General features: G+C 64.5%; 1 protein-coding gene. It reads right to left on the bottom strand.

Features of this window, described 5'->3' with window-relative positions; translation table 11 throughout:
- Nucleotides 1–2,008, bottom strand: a 2,008-nt coding sequence (locus AB4Z35_RS29830) for a VCBS domain-containing protein (protein ID WP_442101133.1), incomplete at both ends; no start/stop codon positions are given.

A 2,008-nucleotide genomic window follows, 5' to 3' on the forward strand; every position in this document is an offset into this window, starting at 1 on the left:
GCGTGCCGGTCCGATGCCCGCACAATCACGTCATAGACGTTGTTCGCCCCCGAATCAGTCGGCGCTTCAAAGTTGGGTGCAGAGATAAAGCTCAGCACGCCTGTGCCTGAAACGATCGAGAACTTCGCGGCATCCGCTCCGCCGACGATGCTGTAGCCCAGCGTTTGTGCAGGCAGATCAACATCGGTCGCCGCCACTGTCGTGACCGCCGTGGTGTTCTCCGCCACATTGATCGAAGCCGTTGCACCACCACCGTTGGAAGTGATCGTCGGTGAGTCGTTGCTGCCGGCGATATGCACGGTGACCGAAGTGAGGGTGCCGTCGGCACTGCTCACCGCGAAGGTGTCGGTGTAGGTGGTACCGRCGGCGAACTCGTTGTGGGCGGARTTGGCGACGTAGGTCCAGGCACCGCCGGTGCCGAYGGAGAACTGGCCGTAGCTGCCGGYRGTGTTGGTTTGGGCGACGAAGGTTGCGGCGCTGTCGACGTCGCTGATGGTCAGGGWGCCGGCGGTGGAAATGTCGACGGCGGCATTGGTCTCGGTGAGGTTGGCGAYGTCRGCGGACAGCAYGGCGGCATCGTTGGTGCCGAGGATATGCACGGTGACCGAACTGARGGTGCCGTCGGCACTGCTCACCGCGAAGGTGTCGGTGTAGGTGGTACCGGCGGCGAACTCGTTGTGGGCGGAGTTGGCGACGTAGGTCCAGGCACCGCCGGCGCCGATGGAGAACTGGCCGTAGCTGCCGACGGTGTTGGTTTGGGCGACGAAGGTTGCGGCGCTGTCGACGTCGCTGATGGTCAGGGTGCCGGCGGTGGTCAGCGCAGCATTGGTCTCGGTGAGGTTGGCGACGTCGGCGGACAGCACGGCGGCATCGTTGGTGCCGAGGATATGCACGGTGACCGAACTGAGGGTGCCGTCGGCACTGCTCACCGCGAAGGTATCGGTGTAGGTGATACCGGCGGCGAACTCGTTGTGGGCGGAGTTGGCGACGTAGGTCCAGGCACCGCCGGCGCCGATGGAGAACTGGCCGTAGCTGCCGGCGGTGTTGGTTTGGGCCTGGAAGCTTTCCGGGCTGTCGATATCGCTAATGGTCAGGCTGCCGCCGGTGGTCAGCGGAGCATTGGTTTCGCTCAGCGTAACGCTGGCCGAGGACAGCACGGCGGCGTCGTTGCTGCCGGTGACGGTGATAGTCACCAGTTGGGTGTCCACGCCACCCAGGCCGTCGCTGACTTGCACCGTAAACACGTCATTGTGACTCTCGCCCGCCTTCAGCGACTGCACCGCACTGGCAACACCATCGGTGCCATTGGCCAGGGTGTAGGTCCACTTGCCAGCGTTGTCCACGGCGATCGAGCCGTAGGTGCCGGTTGGCGAGCCATTGATGCTCCAACTGGTCGTGGCATCGTGATCGATGTCGGCCGAGCTGAACTGGCCGCTGACGCTGAGCTGGATGTCTTCCTGCACCGTGCCGGCCTCGTTGCCGGTCGCGAAATCGAGCACGGGTGCGTCATTGGTGCCGGTGACGGTGACGGTCACCAGCTGGGTGTCGACGCCCCCCAGGCCATCGCTGACCTGCACGCTGAACACTTCGTTGTGACTCTCGCCCGCCTTCAGCGCCTGCACCGCACTGGCAACACCATCGGTGCCATTGGCCAGGGTGTAGGTCCACTGGCCGCTGCTGTCGACCGCGATCGAACCATAGGTTCCAGTTGGCGAGCCATTGATGGTCCAGCTGGTCGTGGCATCGTGATCGATGTCGGTCGAGCTGAACTGGCCGCTGACGCTGAGCTGGATGTCTTCCTGCACCGCGCCGGCATCATTGCCCGTCGCGAAACCGAGCACCGGCGCGTCATTGCTGCCGGTGACGGTGACGGTCACCAGCTGGGTGTCGACGCCACCGAGGCCGTCACTGACCTGCACGCTGAACACTTCGTTGTGACTCTCGCCCGCCTTCAGCGCCTGCACCGCACTGGCGACACCATCGGTGCCGTTGGCCAGGGTGTACGTCC

Source organism: Pseudomonas sp. KB_15, from assembly GCF_052114525.1.
Lineage (GTDB): Bacteria > Pseudomonadota > Gammaproteobacteria > Pseudomonadales > Pseudomonadaceae > Aquipseudomonas.